Origin of the sequence: Kitasatospora sp. NPDC048715 (genome assembly GCF_043198905.1) — a bacterium.
GTDB classification, from domain to species: Bacteria; Actinomycetota; Actinomycetes; order Streptomycetales; family Streptomycetaceae; genus Kitasatospora; species Kitasatospora lactacystinica.
Window position 1 is genome coordinate 114,770 of record NZ_JBICVH010000016.1, and the last position, 19,937, is coordinate 134,706.

The 19,937-nt window shown below is 71.3% G+C and carries 20 protein-coding genes; 11 read left to right on the plus strand and 9 right to left on the minus strand.

Annotation, left to right across the window (positions count from 1 at the left end; all coding sequences use genetic code 11):
* Positions 1–125 precede the first annotated feature (125 nt).
* The 3 genes from ACGFSC_RS28050 to ACGFSC_RS28060 all read right to left on the minus strand — a co-directional run bounded on the left by ACGFSC_RS28050 (position 126) and on the right by ACGFSC_RS28060 (position 1,789).
* Complete coding sequence (locus ACGFSC_RS28050; protein ID WP_359899579.1) at positions 126–584, minus strand: DUF6113 family protein; 459 nt, start codon at positions 582–584, stop codon at positions 126–128.
* Positions 581–1,489, minus strand: coding sequence for an N-acetyl-1-D-myo-inositol-2-amino-2-deoxy-alpha-D-glucopyranoside deacetylase (mshB, locus tag ACGFSC_RS28055; protein WP_359899581.1), 909 nt, complete (start codon positions 1,487–1,489; stop codon positions 581–583). The genes ACGFSC_RS28050 and mshB overlap by 4 nt, the downstream gene beginning before the upstream one ends.
* Before the next feature lie 105 nt (positions 1,490–1,594).
* Positions 1,595–1,789 (minus strand): DUF2304 family protein, encoded by a 195-nt coding sequence (locus ACGFSC_RS28060; RefSeq protein WP_049658010.1) that lies wholly within the window; start codon positions 1,787–1,789, stop codon positions 1,595–1,597.
* 313 nt (positions 1,790–2,102) lie between these two features.
* Here ACGFSC_RS28060 and ACGFSC_RS28065 point away from each other — a divergent pair, with 313 nt between their 5' ends.
* From ACGFSC_RS28065 to ACGFSC_RS28080, 4 genes are all read left to right on the plus strand, one after another.
* Positions 2,103–4,256: a prolyl oligopeptidase family serine peptidase gene (locus ACGFSC_RS28065; protein ID WP_359899583.1), complete on the plus strand. Its 2,154-nt coding sequence runs from the start codon at positions 2,103–2,105 to the stop codon at positions 4,254–4,256.
* Positions 4,257–4,451: 195 nt separating this feature from the next.
* Positions 4,452–5,426 carry an ABC transporter ATP-binding protein gene (locus tag ACGFSC_RS28070; RefSeq protein WP_359903636.1) on the plus strand — a complete coding sequence of 325 codons (975 nt, stop codon included), beginning with the start codon at positions 4,452–4,454 and terminating at the stop codon, positions 5,424–5,426.
* Positions 5,423–6,145: an ABC transporter permease gene (locus tag ACGFSC_RS28075; RefSeq protein WP_359903634.1), complete on the plus strand. Its 723-nt coding sequence runs from the start codon at positions 5,423–5,425 to the stop codon at positions 6,143–6,145. Before ACGFSC_RS28070 ends, ACGFSC_RS28075 begins: the two co-directional genes overlap by 4 nt.
* 8 nt (positions 6,146–6,153) lie before the next feature.
* On the plus strand, positions 6,154–7,395 hold the full coding sequence (locus ACGFSC_RS28080; RefSeq protein ID WP_359903631.1) for a histidine kinase: 1,242 nt from the start codon (positions 6,154–6,156) through the stop codon (positions 7,393–7,395).
* Positions 7,396–7,418: 23 nt separating this feature from the next.
* Here ACGFSC_RS28080 and ACGFSC_RS28085 read toward each other — a convergent pair whose 3' ends face one another.
* Together ACGFSC_RS28085 and ACGFSC_RS28090 are read right to left on the minus strand one after the other, a co-directional pair.
* On the minus strand, positions 7,419–8,840 hold the full coding sequence (locus ACGFSC_RS28085) for a HAMP domain-containing sensor histidine kinase (protein WP_359903628.1): 1,422 nt from the start codon (positions 8,838–8,840) through the stop codon (positions 7,419–7,421).
* A complete protein-coding gene (locus ACGFSC_RS28090) occupies positions 8,834–9,508 on the minus strand; it encodes a response regulator transcription factor (protein WP_359903625.1) in 675 nt (224 codons plus the stop codon). The genes ACGFSC_RS28085 and ACGFSC_RS28090 overlap by 7 nt, the downstream gene beginning before the upstream one ends.
* A gap of 146 nt (positions 9,509–9,654) precedes the next feature.
* On the opposite strand from ACGFSC_RS28090, the gene murJ reads away from it, so the two are divergent.
* From murJ to ACGFSC_RS28105, 3 genes are read left to right on the plus strand one after another with little or no spacing between them, the layout of a single operon-like run.
* Positions 9,655–11,229 carry a murein biosynthesis integral membrane protein MurJ gene (gene murJ / locus ACGFSC_RS28095; RefSeq protein ID WP_359903622.1) on the plus strand — a complete coding sequence of 525 codons (1,575 nt, stop codon included), beginning with the start codon at positions 9,655–9,657 and terminating at the stop codon, positions 11,227–11,229.
* On the plus strand, positions 11,226–11,546 hold the full coding sequence (locus tag ACGFSC_RS28100) for a hypothetical protein (RefSeq protein WP_359903620.1): 321 nt from the start codon (positions 11,226–11,228) through the stop codon (positions 11,544–11,546). Before murJ ends, ACGFSC_RS28100 begins: the two co-directional genes overlap by 4 nt.
* Before the next feature lie 14 nt (positions 11,547–11,560).
* A complete protein-coding gene (locus ACGFSC_RS28105) occupies positions 11,561–11,914 on the plus strand; it encodes a hypothetical protein (RefSeq protein WP_359903617.1) in 354 nt (117 codons plus the stop codon).
* A gap of 119 nt (positions 11,915–12,033) precedes the next feature.
* Here the strand turns inward: ACGFSC_RS28105 and ACGFSC_RS28110 are convergent, their stop codons facing one another.
* A complete protein-coding gene (locus tag ACGFSC_RS28110; RefSeq protein WP_359903614.1) occupies positions 12,034–12,525 on the minus strand; it encodes a GNAT family N-acetyltransferase in 492 nt (163 codons plus the stop codon).
* Positions 12,522–13,463 (minus strand): MerR family transcriptional regulator, encoded by a 942-nt coding sequence (locus ACGFSC_RS28115; protein WP_359903611.1) that lies wholly within the window; start codon positions 13,461–13,463, stop codon positions 12,522–12,524. Before ACGFSC_RS28115 ends, ACGFSC_RS28110 begins: the two co-directional genes overlap by 4 nt.
* Positions 13,464–13,649: 186 nt before the next feature.
* On the opposite strand from ACGFSC_RS28115, the gene ACGFSC_RS28120 reads away from it, so the two are divergent.
* The 4 genes from ACGFSC_RS28120 to ACGFSC_RS28135 all read left to right on the plus strand — a co-directional run bounded on the left by ACGFSC_RS28120 (position 13,650) and on the right by ACGFSC_RS28135 (position 16,898).
* On the plus strand, positions 13,650–15,239 hold the full coding sequence (locus ACGFSC_RS28120; RefSeq protein WP_359903608.1) for a recombinase family protein: 1,590 nt from the start codon (positions 13,650–13,652) through the stop codon (positions 15,237–15,239).
* Positions 15,240–15,784: 545 nt separating this feature from the next.
* A complete protein-coding gene (locus tag ACGFSC_RS28125; protein WP_359903605.1) occupies positions 15,785–16,060 on the plus strand; it encodes a hypothetical protein in 276 nt (91 codons plus the stop codon).
* An 89-nt stretch (positions 16,061–16,149) separates the two neighbouring features.
* Positions 16,150–16,398 carry a hypothetical protein gene (locus ACGFSC_RS28130; RefSeq protein ID WP_359903602.1) on the plus strand — a complete coding sequence of 83 codons (249 nt, stop codon included), beginning with the start codon at positions 16,150–16,152 and terminating at the stop codon, positions 16,396–16,398.
* A gap of 2 nt (positions 16,399–16,400) precedes the next feature.
* Positions 16,401–16,898: a hypothetical protein gene (locus ACGFSC_RS28135; protein ID WP_359903599.1), complete on the plus strand. Its 498-nt coding sequence runs from the start codon at positions 16,401–16,403 to the stop codon at positions 16,896–16,898.
* 853 nt (positions 16,899–17,751) lie between these two features.
* Here the strand turns inward: ACGFSC_RS28135 and ACGFSC_RS28140 are convergent.
* Together ACGFSC_RS28140 and ACGFSC_RS28145 are read right to left on the minus strand one after the other, a co-directional pair.
* On the minus strand, positions 17,752–18,228 hold the full coding sequence (locus ACGFSC_RS28140; protein WP_359903596.1) for a hypothetical protein: 477 nt from the start codon (positions 18,226–18,228) through the stop codon (positions 17,752–17,754).
* A gap of 424 nt (positions 18,229–18,652) precedes the next feature.
* A complete protein-coding gene (locus ACGFSC_RS28145; protein WP_359903593.1) occupies positions 18,653–19,876 on the minus strand; it encodes a helix-turn-helix transcriptional regulator in 1,224 nt (407 codons plus the stop codon).
* Between the last annotated feature and the right edge of the window lie 61 nt (positions 19,877–19,937).

The window sequence follows — 19,937 nt, forward strand, 5'->3', positions numbered from 1 at the left end:
GAAGAACTGAGCGGCGAACGGCTTCGGACAGATCCTGATACGTCCGGTTCCTCCGGTATGAGAGTAAGGCCGTACGCTCCTGACTGCTCGTCGTACGCGGTACGGTACGCCGTGCACGACCCGGGTCAGCGCGGGGGGCCGGGCACCCCGGGGAACCAGCTGGTGCGGGTGGGCAGGGTGGCGCAGATCACGCCCAGCACCGACCCGGCGAACAGCCAGGCCAGCGAGGTGGCGTTGGACCACAGCACGTTGTCGCCCTCGGGCCGGGGCACGATCAGCAGCAGCATCGCCAGGAACCAGCCGGCCGCGGGCGCGCCCGCGCCGAGCCGGGTGCCGGTGACCCGCAGGCCGCCGTAGAAGGTGGCGCCGGTCGCGGCGAGCGCCAACAGGACTCCCACCGGCGGCCACAGGGCCTGCACAAAGGATCCGCAGACCGACACCGCGGCACCCAGCAGGAAGAACAGGACGTAGGCCCCGATCCGGGCGGCGCGCGGGGGCTGGGGCTCCGCCAGCCGCTCCTCGCGGGTGCCGAGGACGGCGGCGGCGAGCGTGCGGCGCGGCGGTGTGGCGTCGGACTTGCTCATCGGGTGCCCTCCTCGGCGTGGGCGGCGTCGAGCGGAAGGCCGGCGAACAGGTCGTCCTCCGGCCCGCCCGGCCCGGCCTGGCCGTGCACCAACTGGTAGTACTCGGTGGTGAACAGCGGCTGGGCGAGGTCGTTGGAGAGCGCGAAGAAGGCGCCGTCCACGGTGATCTGGGTGGCGTGGGCGGTCAGCGCGGCGGCCTTGCGCCCCGCGTACGCCGCGCCGTCCAGGACGGTGGTGACCACCTCGTCGTCGACCACGCCGGGGACGTCGGAGGGCTGCGCCACGCCCGGGAAGGGCGCCTTGGCGGCGGCCTCGGCGAGCCCGGCCTCGATCACCGAGCGGGGCATCCGGTTCCAGTACACCTTGGCGATCCGCCAGGCCGGGCCCAGCTCCGGCCGGTGCGCCGGGTCGGCGGCCAGCTCGTGGGCGCGCATCGCGACCCGGTGCGCCTGGATGTGGTCCGGGTGCCCGTAGCCGCCGTCCGGGTCGTACGTGACCAGCACCTGCGGGCGCGTCTCGCGGATCACCGCGACCAGGTGGCCGGCCGCCTCCTCGACGTCCGCCCGCCAGAAGCAGCCGGGCACGTCGTTCTCGGGCACGCCCATCATCCCGGAGTCGCGGTAGCGCCCCGGGCCGCCGAGGAAGCGGAAGTCGGTCACGCCGAGGGCGCGCATCGCCCCGGTGAGCTCGCCGATCCGGTGCGCGCCGAGGGTGTCGTCCCGATCGGCCGTCAGGTGGGCCAGTCGCGCGGGGATCACCTCGCCGCCCTCGCCGAGGGTGCAGGTCACCAGCGTGACCCGGGCGCCCTCGGCGGCGTACCGGGCCATGGTGGCGCCGTTGCCGATCGACTCGTCGTCGGGGTGCGCGTGCACCAGGAGGAGGCGGCGGCCGGTAGTCGCGGTCATGGGAGGAAGCCTAGGGCCTGTCGTCACGCTCCCGTCGTCCGCCCGGAGGGAGGCGGGGGCGGGCGCGCGTGCGACGAGCAGGCCCTCGCGGCCGCGGCGGCGGGGTCAGAGCCTCAGGCCGTTGATCATTCCGGCGAGGTTGCTGGTGACCTGGCTGATCGACGGGGCGATCGAGCTGGAGGCCAGGTAGAAGCCCAGCAGCGCGCAGACGATCGCGTGCGCCAGCTTCAGGCCGGACCGGCGGATCAGGATCACCACGATGACCAGCATCAGCACGGCGGCGGAGATGTTCATGGCCATGTCGGCTCACACCCCTTCTCGGGCACGCCGCCCGGGGGAGAGCGGCGAGGGACGGTGCGGGACTGGGGGCTGCGGGTGACCGCGGTCCGGGACGGGGCCGGACGTTCACTCGCGCGACAAGTCATACCCGATGGGTGAGGGTGTCATTACCCTCGGTGAGTCCGCGCGCGCCGGGGCATCGTGGCATCCGAGGGGCGCGTGGGCCGGTCGGAGGCGGTTTGGACCTCTTTGGGGCGTACTTGTCGACGATGCTCCGAACGAGTGATCAACGCACACCCGGGGGTGGTGGTCCGTCGTCATAAGGTCTGGTGCCATGACCTCCCACACCTCTGCCGACACCTTCCCGAGGCAGTACGCGCGGACCCTGCGCTACACCGTCGGCGCGCCCCGCTCCTTCTCCGTCGCGCCGGACGGCTCGCGGGTCGTCTTCCTCCGCTCGCGATCCGGCCGCGACCGGGCCAACCTGCTCTGGACCCTCGACACCGCCACCGGCGAGGAGCGGGTCGCCGCCGACCCGGCCGCGCTGCTCGGCGGCGGCGAGGAGGACCTCTCGCCGGCCGAGAGGGCCCGCCGCGAGCGCAGCCGCGAGGGCTCGGCCGGCATCGTCGGCTACGCCCTGGACGCGGCCGGGCAGCTGGCCGCCTTCGCCCTCTCCGGCCGCCTGTTCACCGCCGACCTGGCCACCGGCGCCACCGCCGAACTGCCCGCCGAGGGGCCGCTGCTGGACCCGCGCCTCTCCCCGGACGGCGCCTACGTCGCGTACGCCAACACCGCCGGCGAGCTGCGGCTGACCCGCACCGACGGCGGCGGCGACCGGGTGCTCGCCGAGCCGGACGGCCCGAACGTCACCTGGGGCCAGGCCGAGTTCATCGCGCAGGAGGAGATGGACCGCGACCGCGGCTTCTGGTGGTCCCCGGCGGGCGACCGGCTGCTGGTCGAGCGCGCCGACGACAGCCCGGTGCGCCGCTGGTGGATCGCCGACCCGGCGAACCCGGACCGTGAGCCCGCCGAGGTCGCCTACCCGGCGGCCGGCGGCGCCAACGCCGAGGTCGGGCTCTGGCTGCTCGACCTGCACGGCGGGCGCACCGAGGTGGTCTGGGACCGCGAGGCCTACCCGTACCTGGGCCGGGTGCACTGGTCGAAGGGCGGCGTGCCGCTGCTCCTGGTCCAGACCCGCGACCAGCGCGGCCAGCGGATCCTCGGCCTGGACGCCGCCACCGGCGCCACCGAGGTGCTGCACGAGGAGAAGGACGGCGCCTGGCTGGAGCTGTTCCCGGGCGCGCCGGCCTGGACCCCGGACGGCAAGCTGGTCCGGATCTCCGACGAGGGAGGCGTGCGGGCGCTGGTGATCGGCGACCGCACCGTGACCGGGGCCGACCTGCACGTCCGCTCGGTCGTCGCGGTCACCGAGCGGGAGGTGTTCTTCGGCGCCGCCGGCGGCGCAGAGGAGACCGACCCCGAGCCGGGCTGGATCGGCGTCGGCCGGATCAGCCACGACGGCACGCGACTGGGCTGGGAGTCCGCCAACGGGCGGCCGTTCACCTCCGTCACCAGCGCGGTGCACGGCGGCGGGATCACCGTCCGGGCCACCGCCGAGCCGGACCTGCCCGGCACCCTGGTCCAGGTCGCCCGGGACCTGCCCGAGGGCCTGGCGGTCGACGACGTCGCCACCATCGCCTCGTACGCCGAGACCCCGGTCATCACCGCCCGCCCGGTCTTCCGCTTCGCCGGCGAGCGCCGCATCCCCGCCGCCGTCTTCCTGCCCACCGGCTACGACCGGGAGCGGGACGGCCTGCTGCCCGTCCTGATGGACCCGTACGGCGGCCCGCACGGCCAGCGCGTCGTCCAGGCGCACAACCCGCACCTCAACTCGCAGTGGTTCGCCGACCAGGGCTTCGCGGTGGTCGTCGCCGACGGGCGCGGCACGCCCGGGCGCGGGCCGGCCTGGGAGAAGTCGATCGCCTTCGACTTCGCCGGGGCCACCCTGGACGACCAGGTGGAGGCGCTGCGGGCGCTCGCCGGGGAGTTCCCGCTGGACCTCGACCGGGTCGCCGTCCGCGGCTGGTCGTACGGCGGCTACCTCTCCGCGCTCGCCGTGCTGCGCCGCCCGGACGTCTTCCACGCGGCGGTGGCCGGGGCGCCGGTGACCGACTGGGAGCTGTACGACACCCACTACACCGAGCGCTACCTGGGCGACCCGGCCGAGCGGCCCGAGGTGTACGCCGCCAACTCGCTGAGCGGGTACGCGGCCGGCCTGGAGCGCCCGCTGATGATCATCCACGGGCTGGCGGACGACAACGTGGTGGCCGCGCACACCCTGCGGCTGTCCTCGGCGCTGCTCGCCGCCGGGCGCCCGCACACCGTGCTGCCGCTGTCCGGCGTCACCCACATGACCCCGCAGGAGGAGGTCGCGGAGAACCTGCTGCTGCTCCAGGTCGACTTCGTGAAGCGCTCGCTGGGGGTGTGACACCCGTCCGACCAGCGCTTTCGGCGGCCGGTGCCCCCTGACGGGGGTACCGGCCGCCGGCATGACATCCGTCATGCCGAAGGCACGACGGCGGACACTGCCGCCGCCACCCGCCCGCGCGGGACTCTGAGGTGGTGCGAACAGCACCGACCGTGACGCCACGAGCGTGACACCATCAGGGAGAGGAGCCGGGCGATGGGTACCGAGGTGGCCGCCTTCCGCGGCGTGGGCAAGAGCTACGGGCGGGTGCGCGCCGTGGACGGACTGGACCTCGTGCTGAGGCCGGGCGAGACCGTCGCCCTGCTCGGGCCGAACGGCGCCGGGAAGTCCACCAGCCTGGACCTGCTGCTCGGCCTGCGCGAGCCCGACCGGGGCAGCGTGACCCTGTTCGGCGGCACCCCGCGGGCGGCGATCGAGGCCGGCCGGGTCGGCGCGATGCTGCAGAGCGGCGGGCTGATGACCGACGTCAAGGTGCGCGAGCTGGTGCGGCTCGCCTGCGACGTGCACCCGCGCGGCCGGCCGGTCACCGAGGTGCTGACCGACGCCGGGATCACCGAGCTGGCGGAGCGGCGGGTCGACAAGCTGTCCGGCGGCCAGGAGCAGCGGGTCCGCTTCGCCCTGGCCATCGCCGGCGACAACGACCTGATCGTGCTGGACGAACCGACCACCGGCATGGACGTCGGCGTGCGGCAGTCGTTCTGGGCGAGCATGCGCGCGCAGGCCGACGCCGGGCGCACGGTGCTGTTCGCCACCCACTACCTGGAGGAGGCCGACTCGATCGCCGACCGCGTCCTGGTGCTGCACCGGGGCCGGCTGATCGCCGACGGCAGCTCGGCGGAGATCAAGGCGCGGGCCGGCGCCCGCCGGGTCGCCTTCGAACTCCACGACGCGGACGGTGGGTTCGAGGAGCCCGTGCTGCGCACCCTGCCGGGCGTGCGGTCGCTGGACGTCACCGCGAGGGTCCCGGGGGTGCGGACGGTACGGATCCGGACCGCGGACGCCGACGCCACCGTGGCCGGGATCTACCGGGCGGGGCTGTACCCGCGCGGGCTGGAGGTCGCCGGCGTGGGCCTGGAGCAGGCCTTCCTGACCATCACCGGCGAACTGGACCGCGAGGACGGCGCCGGGGACGCCGGCCGCGAGAGCACCGAGAAGGAGACCGTGCGATGACCACCCTGATCCGGCTGGAGATCCTGCGGACCCTCCGCAACCGGCGCTACCTGCTCTTCACCGTCGCCTACCCGGCGCTGATGTACTTCTTCTTCATCAACGCCTACGGCTCCACCCAGCTCGCCGGGGGCCTGCCGGTGAAGACCTACTTCATGGTCTCGATGGCCACCTTCGGCGCGGTCGGCGCGGTGCTGACCGGCAGCGCGCAGCGGATCTCGCTGGAGCGCAAGAGCGGCTGGGTGCGCCAGCTGCGGCTGACCGCGCTGCCCGGCCGGGCGTACACCGTCGGCAAGATCGCGGCGACCGCCGTCACCACGCTGCCGGCGATCCTGGTGGTCTTCGCGGTCGGCGCGAGCCAGGGCGTCTCGCTGAGCGTGCCGCAGTGGCTCGGGCTGGCGGCCGCGCTCTGGCTGGGCAGCTTCGTCTTCGCCGCGCTCGGGGTGGCGCTCGGGTACGCGGCGGCGCCGGACGCGGTGCAGCCGATCGTGATGATCACCTACATGGCGATGGCCCTGCTCGGCGGCACCTGGTTCCCGGTGAGCGGCTCGCTGGAGAGGTTCGCCCGCTTCAACCCGGTGTACCTGTACAACCGGCTGGCCGACTTCACCCGGCCCGGGCACTCCCTGGACACCGGCGCGGTCGCCGGGCTGGCCGCCTTCCTCGTGGTGTTCGGCGCCGCCGCGGCGGCCCTGTACCGCCGCGACAGCCGCCAGGCATGATGATCGACATGAGTGACGCGCGCCAGGCCCACCGCCCCGACGAACCGCCGGAGGCGGGCGTGGCGCGCGCGTCCTTCATGAACGTGCCCGGTTCCCCGGTGGAGAGCAGGCGCCAGCTGCTGGTCAAGGTCGCCTGGATGATGCTGTGGATGCTCTACCTGGCCTACCCGGCGGGCGACCTGCTGAACGGCGGCCACACCACGGCCGGGACGGTGCTCGGCTGGTGCTGCCTGGCCGGGTTCGTGGCCGCCTACGTGCTGCTGGTGGTCTTCCGCTCGCAGGCCGGGATGCGGCCGCGGGCCTGCCTGGTGGTCGTCACGACGATGGTCGGGCTCGCCGTCGCCGCCCCGGTCGGCCTCGGAGCCGCGTTCCTGACGCTGTTCATCTACGCCTCGGTGTGCGTCGCGATCATCGTGCCGACCCACTACGCGCTGCGCGCCCTGGTCGCCATGGCCGTGCTCACCGCCGCCGTCGGGACGGGCATCGGGGCCGGCGTCGACAACGTCTCCACCTTCGCGCTCAGCGCCTTCCTCTCCGGCATCGCGATGACCGGTCTGCAGCGGCTCGTCGCCACCATGAAGGAGCTGCGCGAGGCCCGGGCCGCGGTCGCCCACCTGGCGGCCTCCGAGGAGCGGCTGCGGCTGGCCCGCGACCTGCACGACCTGCTCGGGCACTCGCTGTCGCTGATCACCCTGAAGAGCGAGCTGGCCGGGCGGTTCATGGACGCCGGCAAGGACGAGGCGGCGCGGGCGCAGGTCGCCGACATCGAGCAGGTCGCCCGGCAGTCGCTGATCGACGTCCGGGAGGCGGTGACCGGCTTCCGTCGCCCGACCCTGCCGGTCGAACTGGCCGCCGCCCGTACCGCGCTGGCCGCCGCGCAGGTCCGGCTGGAGGCCGCGCCGGAGCTGGTGGACGCCTGGCCGTCGCTGGCCGACGAGGAGACCGGGGCGCTGGCCTGGGCGCTGCGCGAGGCCGTCACCAACGTGGTCCGGCACGGCGAGGGCGCCACCGTCTGCACGGTGACGGCGGACGAGAGCTGGGAGGCGAGCGGCGAGCGCTGCGCCGTCCTGGAGATCACCGACAACGGGCGCGGGCCGGGCAAGTCCCAACCGGGCAACGGCCTGTCCGGGCTGGAGGAGCGGCTGGCCCTGGTCGGCGGGCGGCTGGAGACCGGGCCGGGGGAGCGGGGGAGGGGCTTTCGGCTGAGGGCCTCGGTGCCGCTGCGGACGGTGTCCGCGGCCACCCCCTAGAGGCGCCCCGGCCACGCCCCGGACTAGGAGTCCCGTCCGGCCGACGGCAGTTCCAGCACGAAGCGGGCGCCGTGCGGGGCGTGGGCGACCCGCAGGGTGCCGCCGTGCCGGGTCGCGATGTCCGCCGAGATGGCCAGGCCCAGACCGCTGCCGCCGGCGTCCCGGCTGCGGGCCTCGTCGAGCCGGGTGAACGGCTCGAAGATCCGCTCGCGGTCCTCCGGCGGCACGCCCGGGCCGTCGTCCCGGACCTCCAGGACACAGCCGTGCACGGTGTGCCGCACGGACAGCACCACCTCGGCGGCCGCGTGCCGCTGGGCGTTGTCCAGCAGGTTGCGCACCAGCCGGTGCAGCCGGATGCGGCTGCCGCGCACCAGCACCGCTTCGGGCGCGTCCACCAGCAGGGCGAGCCGGGCGCCGACGACCGGGCGGTACTGGTCGGCGAGTTCGCGCAGCACGGCGGACAGGTCGACGTCGGTGAGCCGGCCGGCCGACGCCGGGTGCGAGTCCCGGGCCAGGAACAGCAGGTCCTCGGTGAGCTGCTGGAGCCGCTCGACCGAGGTGAGCGCCTCCCGGGTGGTGGCCGGCCAGTCGGTGCGCTCGGGGTGCGCCAGCGACACCTCCAGATTGGTGCGCAGCGCGGCGATCGGGCTGCGCAGCTCGTGCGAGGCGTCCGCGACGAAGCGCTGCTGCTGCACGGCGGAGCGCTCCAGCCGGTCCAGGGTGGCGTTGGTGGTCCGGGCCATCCGGGTGAGCTCGTCGCCGGCGCGCGGCACCGGGACGCGGCGGTCCAGCCGGTGCTCGCCGATCTCGGCCAGCCCGGCGCGGATCGCCTCCACCGGGCGCAGCGCCCGGCTGGTCGCCGCCCAGGCCACCAGTGCGACCAGCAGCGCGGCGGCCGGCACGCCCAGCTGCAGCACCGGGTCGATGGTGTGCAGCGAGGCCTCGGCGGCGAACGGGGTGACCAGCACGTACACCGTGAACGGGCCGGCCATCGGCTTCGTCTGGTCGCCGTCCTTGCGCAGCAGGGGGCTCCAGCTGCCCATCGCGGTGAAGGTGCGTCCCGAGTAGCGGTTGGCCGCGGCCGTGCCCGCGGGGCCGATGGTGATCCGCTGGACGGACTGCCAGTCGTCCCGGGCCAGGTGCGGCACGGAGGCGGGCGGGGGCCCGGCCAGGTGCTGGGTGGTCAGCGTGCCGCCCATGAACAGCACCTGGCCGTCGCCGCCCAGCACCACGTACGGCAGCCTCCAGTTGTCCACCAGCTGCTGGCCGAGCTTGTAGCCGTTGCTGAGGTCGTGGGACTGCGACTTGGCCTCCGCCTGGGCGGCCTCCAACTGGGCGTCGTACAGGTGGCCGCGCAGCCACCAGGCGCCGCCGCCGAGCAGCAGCAGCGCGGTCAGTCCGGCCGCCAGCGAGGTGCGCAGGCGGGTGGAGAGGCGGCTCAGCACGGTGCGGTCTCCAGTCGGTAGCCGGCGCCGCGCACCGTGGTGATCGAGCGGACGCCGAACGGGGTGTCCACCTTGCGGCGCAGCATGCTGACGTACACCTCGACGATGGACTCCTCGCCGTCGAAGGCGATGTCCCACACCTCGTCGACGATCCGGCGCTTGGAGAGCACCTCGCCGGGGTGCTCGGCCAGGCAGCGCAGGACGGCGAACTCCCGCTCGGTGAGGGTGATCTCGGCGCCGCCCCGGCCGCAGCGGCGGCCCGCCGGGTCCAGCCAGAGGTCGCCGACCCGCAGCAGCGGGCCCGGGGTCTGGCTGCGGCGGAGCAGGGCGCGCAGCCGGGCCAGGAAGACCAGGTAGGAGAACGGCTTGGTGAGGTAGTCGTCGGCGCCGGTGTCCAGGCCCTCGGCCTCGTCGTACTCGCCGTCCTTGGCGGTCAGCATCAGGATCGGGGTGGTGACGCCGTCGAAGCGCAGCGCCTCGCACACCTTGTAGCCGTTCAGGCCGGGCAGCATGATGTCGAGCACGATCGCCCGGTAGGCGTGCCGCTGGGCCAGCCGCAGGCCGGTGAGACCGTCCGGGGCGAGGTCGACGGTGTAGCCCTCCGCCTCCAGACCGCGCCGTACGGCCGCCGCGACCTGGGCGTCGTCCTCCACCACCAGAATCTCCATGCGGATCAGGATGCCATCGGCGCCGGATCCGTTCCTTAAGCCGCCTTCAGCTTTCTCAGCCTCGCTTCAGGGGAGCCGGAGCATGCTCTCGCCGGTTTCGCCGATCCGTCCGGGTCGGCGCTGCTCGGAGCGGGAGGGACCGGCGGATGAGTGTTCCGGAAGGCCCCGCGGTGCCCGTCCGGCACCGCAGGCCGCGCCGTGCGCTCCCGCCCGGCCTGGTGATGGCGGCCGGGACGGTGGTCTCCCGGGCCACCGGCTTCGTCCGCTCGGCGCTGCTGGTGGCGGTCCTCGGCTCGGGGCTGCTCGCGGACGGGTACAACGTGGCCAACACGGTGCCCAACATCCTGTTCGTGCTGCTGATCGGCGGTGCGCTGAACACCGCGCTGGTGCCCCATCTGGTGCGCGCCGCCAAGGAGTCGGCGGACGGCGGGGCGGCGCACACCGACCGGCTGGTGACGGTGCTGGTGGTCGCCCTGCTGGTGCTGACGGCGGTCGTGGTGCCCGGTGCGCCGTACGTGGTGCGGGCCTACACCTCGTACGACGGTGCCCAGTTGGACCGGACGGTGCTGCTGGCGTACCTGTGCCTGCCGCAGGTGTTCTTCTACGGGCTGTTCACGGTGCTCGGTCAACTCCTCAACGCCCGGCGGCGGTTCGCGCCGATGGCGTGGGCGCCGGTGCTCAACAACCTGGTGGTGATCGGGGTGTTCGGCGCCTTCGTCGGCCACCGCTCCTTCGACGAGCGGGACCTGACGGTGCTCGGGGCCGGGACGACGGCCGGCGTGGTGGCTCAGGGCCTGGTGCTGCTGCCCTGCCTGCGGGCGGCCGGGGTACGGCTGCGGCCGCGCTGGGACTGGCGGCGGGCGGGGCTCGGCGAGCCGCTGCGCGCCGCCGGGTGGACGCTGCTGCTGGTGCTCGCCGACCAGGCGGGCTACTGGGTGGTCACCAGGCTGTCGACCTCGGTCGGCGCGCAGGCCGCCGCGGCCGGGCTGCCGGGCGTCGGGTACACCGCCTACAGCAGCGCGTACCTGCTGTGGATCGTGCCGCACGGGGTCGTCACGGTGTCGTTGGTGACGGCGGCGGTGCCCGCGCTCAGCGCGTCCGCCGACTCCCCGCGGGCCGTGCGGGCGCTGCTCGCCCGGACCGTGCGCACCGTCGCGGTGGTCACCGTCCCGGCGGCCTGCGGGTTCGCGGTCCTCGCGCCGCAGCTGTGCGCGCTCGCCTTCGGGCACGGGAGCACCGACCCCGCCGACGTCCGGGCCATCGCCGGGATGCTGACCGCCTTCGCGCCCGGCCTGGTCCTCTACTCGGCCTCCTACGCGCTGACCCGCGCCTTCTACGCGCTGGGCGACAGCCGCACGCCCTTCCTGCTCAACCTGCTGCCGGTCGCCGCCACGGCCCTGGGGGCGGTGCTCTGCCACCGGCTGCTGCCGCTGCGCTGGGCCGTCACCGGGATGGCCGGCTGCTACGGGGGCTCGTTCCTGCTGACCGTCCTGGGCGCCTCCCTGCTGCTGCGGCGGCGCCTCGGCCCGGTGCGGGTCCTGGGCGACCACGCCAGGCTGCTGCTCGCCGCCCTCCCGGCCGCCACCGCGGCCTGGTGGACCGCGCGGTACGGCCTGGCGCCGGCCGCCGCCACCCTCGTTGTCGGCTACCTCCTGCTCGCCCACCTCCTGCGGGTCGACGAACTGTCGGCCCTCACCACACGATTGCGCAGACGCCCATGACTCTCCTTCCCACCGATGTCGCCCGCGTCCTCGACGTCCTCCTCCCGGAGGGCCACCCCCTGCGCGCCCAGGTCCCGCACCTGCGCGTGGAGTCCCGCTGCCGGTGCGGCTGCAGCACGGCCCTCTTCGCCGGCGTCGCGGACGGCGCCCGCTCGGACGTGGTGGCCGAGGCGGCGATCGGCTCCGACGGCGAGATCCTGCTCTTCGCCGAGGACGGCCGGCTCTCCTGGCTGGAGGTCTGCTCCTGGAGCGACCCCAAGCTCACCCTCGCCGACGCGGCCCGCTTCCTGCGCGGGGAACCCGGGCAGCCGGGGTGAGCGTCCTTTCGGACATGCCCACCGTTCTCGTTCTCGGCTTCGACCCGCACACCGTCCCCGGCGCGGACGGCGACGCCGTGCGGGCCCTCCTCGACGCCGAACTCGCCCGCTTCGCCGAGCAGGGCATCGACGCCGCCGTCGCGCTGGTCGCGCCCGACGACACCGCCGAACCCGCCGTGGTCGCGGCCCTCGCCGGGCGCGGGTGGGACGTCGTCGTCATCGGCGGCGGCATCCGCAAGCCCGAGCCGGCCCTGCCCTTCTTCGAACTCGTCGTCAACCTCGTCTGCCGCCACGCCCCGCAGGCCGCCATCGCCTTCAACACCAGCCCCGCCGACAGCGTCGAGGCCGCCCGGCGCTGGCTGCCGTAGCGGGAGGCCGGCCCGGCCGGCCTCCCGCTCCACCCGGCTCCCGTACTCCCCGGCGCGGCACGGGCCCTTCGGCCGGTCGCCCTGCCCGCCGGACTGTCGGGTCCGCCCGTCGGCGTGCCTCAGCCGAGGTCGGTCAGGTCGCGGCGGTAGGCGAGGGCGGGGCGGTCGCCGAGGAGGAACTCGTGCCGGAACGCGAAGCCGTTCCGGGCGAGGACGGCCTGCGAGGCGGGGTTGTCGCGGGTGGTGACGGCGGTGAGGAAGCGCAGTCCGTACGCGGTGGCGGCGAGCCGGCACGCCTCGGCGACGGCGGCGGTGGCGACGCCGCGGCCGGCGGCGGACTCGGCGACCCGGTAGCCGATCTCGGCGCCGCCGTCGGCGAGGTCGACGAGGTTGACGCGGCCGACCAGCTCGCCGGCCGCGTCGCGGACGACGTGGAACCGGCAGGTGCCCGCGGCCTGTTCGGCGAGGAGGGCGGCGTGGCGGTCCGCGAACCCGGTGAAGTAGTCGTCACCGCGGTCCGGGATGCTGCGGGCGAAGTGGGCGCGGTTGGCGCGTTCGAAGTCGAGCAGGTCCTCGGCGTGGTCGGGGCGCAGCGGTTCCAGAGTGATCATTCCGACAGTCTGGCCCGCAGGGCCCCGGTGAACCACTCGAATACGTCCCGCAGGTTCTCCGGCACCGGCCAGCCGTTGACGGTCGCCATCAGCTGCCAGTAGCGCTCGGCCCTGGGGTCGTCGGCCGTTCCGAGGCGGTCGAGCAGCCACCGCCGCAGCGCGGTGTCGTCCGGGCGGTCGAAGGCCTCGGCGTAGGCGGCGGCGAGGGCGGCGACGACGGGGTCGGCCTCGGGGGAGGCGGGGGCGACGCCGGCCGCCAGTGCGGCCCGGACCAGGGAGGTCACCGTCCCGGTGAGCTCGACGTGCAGGCCGGTGCGGTCCCCGTCGGCGCGCTCGGCGGCCTGGTGCTCGGCCATCCGGCGCACCGCCGCGCGGAAGTCCGGGTCCTGGACGAGTTCGCCCAGTTCCACCCAGGCCTCGACCTGCTCCGCCCTTGGCTCGTCGGGCAGTTCGGGCATGGCCGAGCGCATCATGGCGACGAACTCCGGGTTGGCGTCCAGGCCGCCGAAGACCTCGTCGACGAAGTCGTGGATCAGGCGCCGGCGTTCGGCGTCGGAGAGTGCGGCGAGCTTGTGCATGAGTCTCATCTCCTCGGGTGTGGAACCGCGTTGGGCGACGGCGAGCAGCACCGCCCGGCGCAGCCGGAGGGTGCGGATCTGCACCTCCAGCGCCTCGGCGTGCGCGGCGGCGACCTCCCGCAGCGGGGCCTCCCGCTCCAGCACCCGGCGGATCGCGGGCAGGTCGAGACCGAGTTCGCGCAGGGTGCGGACGAGGTCCAGCCGGGCGAGCGCGTGGACGTCGTACCGCCGGTAGCCGGCCGCGGTGCGGTCGGTGGGCGGCACCAGGCCGGTGTCGGCGTAGAACCGGATGGCCTTGACGGTGAGTCCGGTGCGCCGGGCGAGCTCGCCGATCGAGTAGAGCGTGTCGCTGCCGTCCATGGACCTCACTCTGGACCCTCCCCTTACCGGAGACACAAGCCCGTCGCCGTCGCCGGGCACGCCCTAAGGTCGTGGCCATGAACGACACTGACAACGGGGCCTCGATCCGCGTGCTGCTCGCCGAGGAGGCGTGGACACATGCATAGCATGCTGTGACCAGCGGAAACGGTCAGTTGGAGCACCACCATGCAAGACAGCGATACCTACATATGCGTTCTGTGCGGTAAGCCGGAGGCGCAGAGCATCGACCTGTACTGCCGTAAGTCGAAGCTGGTCCGGGGACACCGGCAGGAGCTGAGCACGGACGCTCAGGAGGAGCAGGGGCACCGCCGCGCGCACCGCGAGGGCTACGCCGTGCGGAAGGTCTGGAAGGACATCGCGAGCGGCTTCAAGGACGTGGAACGGGCGGACTTCGACCGGGCCTTGAAGGCACTCGCGGCCGGGGTCGTACCGGCGCTCTGGGCGTACGCGGTCGACCGGTTCAGCCGAAAGGGAGCCGAGGACCTGTTGAAGGTCATCGGCAAGGCCCGGGTGATCTTCGACATGGACGGGCTCGACTCCAATGAGCCGCGGGACCGGCGCTGGATCATCAACCGGGCGGAAGAGGCGCGGGAGTACAGCGAGAACCTGTCACGCCGGGTGAAGGACACCAAGGAGGAGCAGCGGGACGGCGGTCTGTGGGTCGCCGGTCGAGCCCCGTGGGGGTACCAGGTCTCGCGGGACCGTTTCCTCAGCCCGGACCGGACACCGGCGGCCGAAGGGATGCCGTCGCGTGCCGACGTGGTGCGCGAGATCTTCCGGCGAGTGGCCGAGGACAGTGCCTCCACCCGTGACATCTGCCGGTGGTTGGACGACGCAGGTGTGCCCTCGCCGGGCGGGTCGTTCTGGCGGTACAACTACGTTCACCGGATGCTCCGGCACCCCGCGTACGTCGGGTGGCAGGTGATCCAGATCCGGGCAGGGCACCCCGAGGCCTACCGGGACGCGAAGGGGCGGCGCGTAGCGCTCAAGAGTGCCGACGGCTCACCTGTCGGGCTGGTGGACGAGAAGACCGCGCAGGCCGCGCAGACGGCGCTGACCCAGCAGAACCGGGTACCGGTGGACAACAAGCGGGACACCCGCCCGAAGCACCTGCTGACCGGGCTCCTGCGTTGCGGAGGGTGTGGCCGGTCGATGCCGTTCGGTGGCACGTCCTATGTCTGCGGGGCCGCGAACGGCGGACGGGGCTGCCCCGGCCGAGCGTCCGTGAGGGCTGATCGAGCCGAGGCGTTTGTCTTCGAGGCTTGGTTGAGCCGACTCGTGGCCGCCGATGACGAAGATCCGATCCTGCACGCGGCTTCGGAACGGTGGGCAGCGCGCATGCGACCGGAGGAGACGGAGGAGGAGAAGGCGGCGCGGACTGCGCTCCGGGCAGCCGAAGCCAACCTCAAGAGGTTGCTGAACGACCGGCAGAACGGCGTCTACGACGGACCCGCCGCCCGGTACTTCGCCCCGCTGCTGAAGGACGCCACGGAAGCAGTCGAGAACGCCCGGTTCGAGGTGGCACGCTACAGCGCGCCGGGCAGACTCGAACTGCCCTTCCTGGTGGTGGAGGAGGAAATCCTCACCTCATCGTGGGAAGCGGCAGACCTGCCCATGAAGCGCGATCTTCTCCGGTTGGTCATCGACCGAATCACTGTCGCGAAGGCCCCCCACCAGGGAGCGAAGTTCGACGGGATGAAGCGGTTCACGATCGAGTGGGCACAGCCGGAGCCGGACGATAACGACGCTGAGTAGCCCGTACAGCCCCCGAGAAGCCCCGGCTGGTCCCCAGAGACCGCCGGGGCTCTTTCGTGCCCGCAGAGGGCTGCTCGCGGGCACGCCGGTCGGCCCTGGCCTCGCCCTTCCGAGCAGCAGGCGAGCCGTCGTGGGTGACGAGGTGACGTTTGAGGGGTCTGTTTCAGGTTCTTCTCTGTGTGCAGGTGTCTAAGAGAAACCAGAACAGACCCCTCAAACGTCACCTCGTCACCCTGCTGTGAGGCGGTCGACCGGCAGGCGGACCCTCAGAGCGGGCAGCGACGCGCCGGGGCACCTCTGGCCTCCCCAGCAGAGTGAGGGCGAGGGAAGCAATCCCTAGGAATTCCTTGCGATCCCAACGCAATAGAGGCATCGGGAGATCGCCCCACTCTCATGACAGTGGGAGGGGAAATCCTTGCACTCCCAACGCAGTAGGGGAACTCGTCCCCCTCTTCCTATCCCGGGGGCGGGAAACCCTCGCCCTCCACCTACTCCGAGAAGCAGGGCTCCGTGCCCGGCCGACCGACAGCCATGGAGGCTTTGAGATGAACACCGACCACGCTCGCGCGCTGGAACTGATCCGCAGCGCCGAGGAGACCACCCTGCGGGCCCTGTCCGGTGAGGCGGCGGCAGCCGGCGAAGCGCACCGCCAGGCCGCGGAAGCCGCGCGCCTGCTGGCACCGACTCGGGACGGCGGGCCGTGCCGGCGCGAGGGGTGCCCCAACCGGGTCGTCAACCGTACGAATGGACGCCGCCGCCTCTACTGCTGCGACGCGTGCCAGCAGGCCGCCTACTGGGTTCGCAAGGCCGATGCCGCGTAGCGCGACGACCGCAGGAGCCCAACCCCTCCCGGAATCCAGGCAGGGGCTTTTTCATGCCCGCCGACAGGCGGCCCACCGGAGGTAGAGCCATGACCAACCCGAGCAGTTCCCGCTACACGTACGAGGATCACGAGACCAGGAGGCTCCGTTCTCACGCCGACGCATTCCAGTACAGCGCTGCCATGGAGCAACTGGCCGAGATGAAGCGCAACCGCCCCGAGCGGTACGACCAGATGCCTCCCGTCACCCGAATTTCGCTCGGCCACTACGAAACCGCGAAGGCCGCCGCGGTACAGCTCGGCCGCAACGTTTCCGCCCCTACCGATCGCGAGGTCTGAGAATGAGCAACGATGTGACCCGAGCCGCCGACAAGGTGGCCAAGCTCCGCGCCCAGGCCGACAAGTTCGCCGCCCCGCTCGCGGAGGCCGAGGCCGCCCTGGCGGCCGCGCAGGGCGCCGAGCAGGCCCGTCGCGCCGAGCGCGCTGCCGAGTACGACCGCGCGTTCGTCAAGACGTGGATGGAGCAGGCCGACGAACGGTCCGAGCAGGGCAAGACGCTGCACGCCGAGTTCCTTGAGCTCCTGTCCGCCGAGCCGTGGTTTCAGGCGTACGTGGCGCACCGCGCCGAACGGTACAAGCGCGAGAAGATCCTGATTGCCGCGCAGAATGCCCAGTCGCACCTCGGCATCGTGCGGACTGTCCCCGAGCCTCGCCGGTACGACGTGCGCATCATCGAGGACATAGCCAATGCGGTCGACCAGGCCGCCGAGACCGTCGGCGAGGCCTACAGCGAAGAGTTGGACGCCAAGCGGGATGCCTACATCGAAGCGGCGGACTGAATGGCCGTTGACGCACTCGACCCCGGCCCGGACGGTACCTACCCCTACTTCCCTCGGGATGCGCAGGGGCGGCCCGTCTGGTCGGACTCACAGACAGGACTACCACCGGTCAGCGGTGGGGCTCCGATGCTGCGCGGAGTCCAGCACATGCGCGACCCCCACCACCCGGGCCGGCTGCTGGCTATCGACCTGACGCCCCGCGACCCAAACGGGGAACTGATCGACCCGCCGGTCATCCCTCCAGGCGCCGCCAGATGAGACGCCGAGCGGTAGCCCGTCCAGAGATCCCGAGAACGGCGCACAAGACCACCGGGAGCCGGGACTGGCCAACTATCCGTAGAGCGTTCCTGAATATGAACCCGCTGTGCCGGGTGTGCGGTGAGGAACGGGCCGAACTGGTTCAGCACTTCCCACACACCCGGGAACAGTTGATCGCGAACGGGACGCAGTTCCCGGACGCGCCCGCTCACCTTCGGGGTGTCTGCGCGTTCTGCTACTACACAGCATGAGATCGGCGCCGCTCTACTGTCTGGATGGCCAGATAGTGGAGCGGCGCCGATTGCCTTCGCAGGAGGGCGCGGTGCTCGCGGCGCAGACAACCATCACAGGGCGAGGACAGCCGGGGAAGTCACCGCCGTCGGAGCCACTCCTCAAGGGTGGTGCCGCCTGCTACAAGCAGGGTGATCAGCCACCCAGGGATGCGTTGGATGGTCAAGTGCAGTCCACCGAATCGGAGTTCGAACTGTGGATGCTGCTCGCCCTCGGGGTTCTGAGACGTGACCTGCGGGCGCTGCTCGCCCTCTAGCTCTTGAGACACGACAAGCCTTCCGACCGGAAGCGGTCGGCGGGTCACCTAGGCAGTCACTACGACGTTCCCCAACGCGCTGCCACGACGCCCGCCCCGGTAAGTGCGCACGGGGAAGGCGGAGTTGGGTCCTCGGGGTACATTTTGTGGAGACTTATCGATGGGAACGGGCTTCCAGAGGAGTGGTTCATCCTCATCGAAGCCGCTAAGCAACTTGGACAGCAGGGGCATTATTCCTTCCGCCGCAAGAGTCAGTAGACCTAGGGCAAGCTCTGCGAGTGCGGCAAGGAATTGCTCCACAAAGAATTTATAATTCCACTGCTCATTAATGGCGGTTTGCAGACTTGCGCCAGTGAGCCAGAGTCTTGCCCTGGTGAATCTAAATCTCTCTTTCGAGTGGTGATCCGCTCTGACGAGTCGACCGATTCCCAGCACATGCGCTGGCCTTTCGATGGCAGGAGTTGCTGTCAGATATTCGAAGTACTCCCTGTCGCTCATTGCTGCGACTTCTTTGATGCCGACCATCCGCACTCCTCCCCGCGTCGCATGTCCACAGGGACTTTAGCTCACGGCGGCTACATCGTTGGTTCGAACGGAAGTCCCCATGCCGCGAAGACCCCGCCCCGTGCTCCGTCCTGCGGTGTCCCGAGCTGACCGCCCGTGGTGGCCGCTGTCCGCGGCGCCAGCGCGAGGCAGAGCAGCAACGAGGCACTGCAACAGAGCGCGGGTACGGCCGTGTCGTCCCACAGGGAGCGCGCTCGCCTCCATCGCAGCTTCCGGTGTTTGCGTGGGGTACCCCCAGGCGGGCGCCTCCCTTCGCTCCCGACCTCGACCGGCAGGGAGGGATAAAATTCGCATGGCGCATTAGACCGTATTGGCGGAACGCATCGGCCCCGTCCTGTCTTCTCTTGGTGGAAGTCAGGACGGGGCCCTTTTATTTTGTCGTCAGTTAGCTGACTGAAGGATCTATCTGGAGGCGCATTTCTTCATATACTTCCCGCAGGTCTCGTGCGTCGGAAATCTTTCGAACTTCCACGGCCTTAACCACTTCCAGTGCCCGCCAGTGGTTCGATGGCGCAACTCGGCCGGAGAGCATGGCGCGCTGTGCCGAATGGCATGCCTCGTCGAGCCGGTCAGTAGCTACTAGAGAGAGGGCGAGATCAATGTTTGCCGACGCGACGCGACGTGGCCACTTGGTCAAGTCGTCCGATGGAGCAAGCCGCGAAATCACTTCTCTTGCGTAGGTCTCCGCTGCCGGATCTCCAAGCCATGCAAGGGTTGTGGCTGCGTATGCAATGGCTTTTGCCGGATCGTACTGGAAGTGGTGTTCCGGCTGACTCGGTGTGCCGATTGCCGAGGAAAGGGATTGCACCCGGTCTATTGCGAAGTAGGTTTCGGATGAGTGTCCCAGTCGCGCGAACGCTCGACCTTGCTGCGCAAGGGCTTGAATCTCAATCGAACTTCCAGCAGGAGCCAATTGTTGTGCCGTTGCACTGAGTTCCGCAGCCCGGGAATAATGACCGTCGGTCAGGACCCGCCAAGCGTCTGTTTCAAAGCACCATGCTTGAATTTCTGGGTGATCGGCGTGTTGCGCTAGAGTCATCGCTGTTCGCAGTCTCGCTGTTGCAGCGTCCTGCTGATTGAGATCAATATGCAGAGTGGCGCCAAGCAGGGAAAACCAGCTGCCTATCACTAGCAGCTTCCGGTGTTCGGCAAGGGTCTTTTTGGCGTCCATGAGACTGGTCACGTATGCCGCATATTTACGCACTTGCCCCAGCAGCTCCTGAGGGGCGACAGTCGGATATTTGATCGCAAGGTCATGAAATGTCAGCTCAAGACGTTCAAGCGTCTCTTTTCCGACGTCACTGGCCGAAACTCTGCGCGCAAGCTCCAATGATTCGATCTCATCGTCATAGTCCAGTGCGACGACGGGCACGTTGGTGGCTTGTGAAGTCTCCAGATTTCCTGCGCCATGCAGGAGGGAGCCAAGCTCGATCAGGGTGACCCGTAGAATCTTAGCCAGGTTGGGGCGCTGCCAATCCTGGGGGTCCACGTTTCCACTTTCCCATCTTGCCACTGTGGAACGGTCGACACCCAAATTCTGGGCCAGGGATTCCTGAGTGAACCCGAGAGCCTTTCGCCTTTCAATAAAGGCCCTGCGTCGCTCTGCCATGCCGCCTCCCGGTCTCTGACTATCCGTTCTAGCAGGTCAAAGCACCCGATGCAGAGATTCT